At 35.7% G+C, this 4,315-nt stretch carries 5 protein-coding genes; 1 reads left to right on the top strand and 4 read right to left on the bottom strand.

All coding sequences use genetic code 11. The features are described from left to right. Window positions 1-48 precede the first annotated feature (48 nt). Together BA053_RS05385 and BA053_RS05380 are read right to left on the bottom strand one after the other, a co-directional pair. Window positions 49-573 (bottom strand): ankyrin repeat domain-containing protein, encoded by a 525-nt coding sequence (locus tag BA053_RS05385; RefSeq protein ID WP_245611090.1) that lies wholly within the window; start codon window positions 571-573, stop codon window positions 49-51. Between the two features lie 185 nt (window positions 574-758). Continuing rightward, a complete protein-coding gene (locus BA053_RS05380; RefSeq protein ID WP_065095137.1) occupies window positions 759-941 on the bottom strand; it encodes a helix-turn-helix domain-containing protein in 183 nt (60 codons plus the stop codon). Between the two features lie 397 nt (window positions 942-1,338). Between BA053_RS05380 and BA053_RS05375 the strand changes: the two genes are divergently transcribed. Next, window positions 1,339-2,052, top strand: a complete 714-nt coding sequence (locus BA053_RS05375; RefSeq protein WP_065095136.1) for a TerC family protein — start codon at window positions 1,339-1,341, stop codon at window positions 2,050-2,052. Between the two features lie 175 nt (window positions 2,053-2,227). Here BA053_RS05375 and guaA read toward each other — a convergent pair whose 3' ends face one another. Both guaA and BA053_RS07485 read right to left on the bottom strand, forming a co-directional pair. Then, complete coding sequence (gene guaA, locus BA053_RS05370) at window positions 2,228-3,790, bottom strand: glutamine-hydrolyzing GMP synthase (protein ID WP_065095135.1); 1,563 nt, start codon at window positions 3,788-3,790, stop codon at window positions 2,228-2,230. 62 nt (window positions 3,791-3,852) lie between these two features. Next, window positions 3,853-4,011 carry a hypothetical protein gene (locus tag BA053_RS07485; protein WP_156518062.1) on the bottom strand — a complete coding sequence of 53 codons (159 nt, stop codon included), beginning with the start codon at window positions 4,009-4,011 and terminating at the stop codon, window positions 3,853-3,855. Between the last annotated feature and the right edge of the window lie 304 nt (window positions 4,012-4,315).

The raw sequence follows: 4,315 nt of genomic DNA, 5'->3' as shown, positions 1-4,315 counted from the left end.
TTTTTTCTCATCTTTACCCCGTACTAAAATTTCAGATATTATAGCCTTTTACTTGTTTCCGGACAACCTCTTAGCTTGTTTTTTCATACTTTTAATAAGCACTTCTTTTGTTTTTCCTTGAGCTAAATCTAAAGGAACTTTATTATCCGCGTTTTGTATCAAAGGATTTGCACTATATGTAACAAGAAGGGTGGTTATTTCTTCAGTTTTATTACCTATAACTGCATGATGTAGTAATGTATTTCCCTCTTCATCTTTAAAGTTTATATGAGTACGAAATTCTTCATCTAGATTTCTTATTGGGTTGTTTTTTGCATATATCCCAGATTGTATTGCTCTATCTAAGCATTGTATCACTTGTTCTAGTGATTGCTCGCCAGGATTTTGTATAAAATGAAGCAGAATTTCGTGTACTATCGCTTCCTTTGTAGTTTGTAGGCATCGTAAAGCATAATTAAATGTCTGTGTAGTGATAACGTCTTCTTTTCTTTTTTTAAGAACAACCCTTAAATCTTCAATCGCCTTTTCACCATCTTTTATTCCAAGAATTATTGAATCCAAATTATTTATCATGCTATCCTCCTTGGTTTGATTGCATTACTCATTAATAAATAGTATAATAAATCCTGCTAAAAGTCAAGCAATTAATTAATAAGTTAATACAATCCTCCAAAAGGAGCTCCTTACTTTTTGTTCAGCATGTCCATTGGATCAGACTCTTTAAGCTTGCTGTTTGCTGAATTTATTCATCACAATAGCTACAATGTGCTATCGAAGTTCTCTGTAATCTTAGTTGGTTCTTCTAGAATATTCAAAATATCAGTTGCACAATAAACCCGATCTCTCTTTCCTTGAGAAGTTTGTGAAACGATGCCTAAATCTTCAAGCTTTACGATTGCTCTTTGGGCTGTTGTAAATACGATACCTAAGTTTTCAACCACTTTCCTTATAGTAAAGTAAGGGTTTAAAGACTATTAACTAAATCATTGTCCCATTCAAATTTTGGTGGCAAGGGGCTTGGTATAAATGCCTGATAACCAGCGAATACTTTGCCTGATGGTGATCCTTTAATATACATTCATTCAACCGAGCACACTATTTTTATAGTATATATTATTTTCAAATAAAGTCAAAAATGAAAATAAGGCTTTATCTTATTTGCGTGCATGAAAATAAGAAGCTCTCTTATTATTGATTTTGCTCAAAAACGAAAATAGAAGAAGCTGCTGAACTTTATATATCCTGTTTTTCTGGAGAACTGCTATAAAACTTCTGAGTGAAGTCACTTAATTTTTACACATCTATTGTAGAGTAAGAAGAACCGAATTTGAAACAAAAATGCTAACTGATGCTTGGACTTTACTGACACTTACACTACTTGAAACTATACTTAGTGTAGACAATTTAATCTTTATTTCTCTAGCAATAGATAAGGTACCAAATGTGCTGAGAGAAAGAGTGCGCCTTATGGGCCTTGGATTAGCGCTATTAATGCGTTTTGTAATACTATTTTTTACATCATCTATATTGTCAATGCAAAAACCTATATTTCACACTGCATCAGCAAGGGATTTACTTATGATCGCAGGGGGATTATTCCTTATTGTTAAAAGCTCTATGGAGTTACGGGATGACATCTTTGTATGTAAGAAAAATAAAAAGAAAGCAAACGTTAAATCAAAATTTTTTTTAGTTGTGCTACAAATTATATTAATAGATTTAGTTTTTTCGGTTGATTCGATATTAACTGCTATAGCACTAACTTATAACATGGTAATAATTGCTACAGCATTTACATTTTCCATGCTAGCAATGCTGTTTTTATCAAGTTATACCGCCCAGTTAATCAAATCTAACCCAGGGTTAAAAATAATCGCCATTTTATTTATTTTACTTGTCGGTGTGTACCTCATACTTCATGGATTTCATATAGAATTACCAAAAGGATATTTGTATTCTTCATTTATGTTTGCACTGCTTGTGGAAGTTATGAGCAAAATAAAGAAAATTAACCGTCATACCGTGATTCATTCGCGGTATCTCAGCCGCTAACAAGCAGCGGGATGACAGCAGTCCTACGTCATACTGCTGCGGATAGATCCCGCTAACACGTAGCGGGATGACGAGGTTATCGTCATGTTGCCGCGAACCGTCATACCGCGATTCATTCGCGGTATCTCGGCAATAAATCCCGCTAACAAGTAGCAGGATGACTAGACTTTTTAATTTACTCCCACTCAATAGTTGCAGGTGGTTTAGAAGTGATATCATAAACAACTCTATTTACTCCGGGAACATTATTAACAATTATACTGCCAACATTCTGTAAAAAGTCCCAAAACACTAGCGAATGCTGATCCTTATCCTCAAATGGAAATGCATCAGCCGTCATACCATCGGACGATGTTACAGCCCTTAAAGCACAAACATATCCATACGTACGACCATCTCCCATAACGCCTACAGTTTTTATTGGTAATAATACAGCAAAAGCTTGCCATATCTTATCGTATAGATCGTAATTTTTCATCGTATTAATATATATTTCATCTACTTCTTGCAATATTTGCACCTTTTCTTCATCGACTTCACTTATAATCCTCACTGCAAGTCCGGGTCCTGGAAATGGATGTTGAAATATTATCTCATCTGAAAGCCCAATTTCCTTTCCAAGTAGCCTTACCTCATCTTTAAAGAGGTAACGTAAAGGCTCCACTAGCTTCAGGTTCATCTTTTCTGGTAACCCACCAACATTATGGTGAGACTTAATTGTACTAGTGTTGTCTGAGGCATGCCCTGACTCAACTACATCAGAGTAAATGGTACCTTGCATCAAAAAATCTACATCACCTATTTTTTTTGCTTCTTCTTCAAACACTTCAATGAAAGCGTTACCGATGATTTTTCGCTTTTCTTCTGGATCAGTTATTCCCTTCAACCTACTCAAAAATAAATTTGATTTATCAACGTAGTTTATCGGAATCTCTTTCAACATAGCAATGGTCTGGTTCTTGCGTAACAACCCAGTATCGATAAAAATACAGTTCAATTGTTTTCCTATAGCTTTATGTGTGAGAGCCGCTGCAACACTTGAATCAACTCCACCACTTACTGCAGCGATTACTTTTTTCTCTCCTACTACATTTCTGATTTTTTCCTTCTGCTTTTCAATAAACGACTTCATTGTCCAGTCTCTTTCGCAATTTGCAATATCCAAGAAGTTAGAGAGCAATTTACTGCCATTTGTTGTAGGCTTAACTTCAGGATGGAACTGAGTACAGTAAATCTTCCGCTGTTCGTTGACAATCATTGCAATTGTTTGATTTATCACACCTGATGCGATAACAGTAAATCCCTGTGGTATAGTATCAACACTGTCCGCATGGTTCATTAATACATCCACTTCAGAATTAACATCCCAGGTATCCTTTATAATGGGGGATTCTTTTAGTATCTTGATTTTAGTTCTGCCAAACTCCTGTTTAAAACTCTCTTTTACTTTTGCTCCAAAATAATGACAAATGAGTTGCTGTCCATAGCATATTCCAAGTATAGGAACGTTTGTTGCCTCATTAAGTTTTATAATTTCATGTACTACTCTACTTGTTTCAGAACAATCATCATTTACAGATTGTGGTCCTCCAGAGAGAATAAACCCATTGAATTTTGATATTGTTTCAAAACTGATGTTGCTTGGAAATATCTCACAATAAACGCCCATTTCTCTGACTTGTCTTGCGATAAGCTGTGTAAACTGTGAACCAAAATCAATAATGGCAATTGCTGACAATTTGCTCCTCCATATTATTTTAAGCAATATCTGATAATAAAGAAAATAATGGAGCAAGTAAATCAAGACCTGTTTAAAAGCTTTAACGCGTGGTACAAGTTAGCTATATAGCTAATTTTCCTACACCATACCGCTGCGGCGCTAACACGTAGCGGGATGACGGTTGTCAGGCTAGTGCCTTCTCCTGTCATCCCAGTGCCCTGACTACTTGGATCTAGCAAGCTTTGCTTGCAAATAAGTCTAATACGCGTTGCGTTTTATGCTAAAACACAATTGGAGTTACATGCAAAATAGATCCCAGTGTCAGCTACTCGGATGACAAAAAAAGGAGCACTGGGATGACAGCAGTCCTACGTCATACCGCCGCGGTATCTCTAGATCCCGCTAACAAGTAGCGGGATGACGATTGTCGTTTAGCCATAAATATTAAGAAATTTACCAAATGAAAAAAAAGGCAAAAGAAGCCCCGTGGTTGGCTAATTACTTACATTATACTTTCAAGTATGGCGTTTTTTTATTCTAAAC

This window comes from Wolbachia endosymbiont of Nomada ferruginata (assembly GCF_001675785.1).
Lineage (GTDB): Bacteria > Pseudomonadota > Alphaproteobacteria > Rickettsiales > Anaplasmataceae > Wolbachia > Wolbachia pipientis.
The sequence above is the reverse complement of the archived record's forward strand: the minus strand, read 5'-3'. Positions and strand labels throughout refer to the sequence as shown.

Coding starts and splice junctions, on each gene's coding strand:
- BA053_RS05385 (WP_245611090.1), bottom strand. CDS start 573: ATGATAAATAATTTGGATTCAATAATTCTTGGAATAAAAGATGGTGAA.
- BA053_RS05375 (WP_065095136.1), top strand. CDS start 1,339: ATGCTAACTGATGCTTGGACTTTACTGACACTTACACTACTTGAAACT.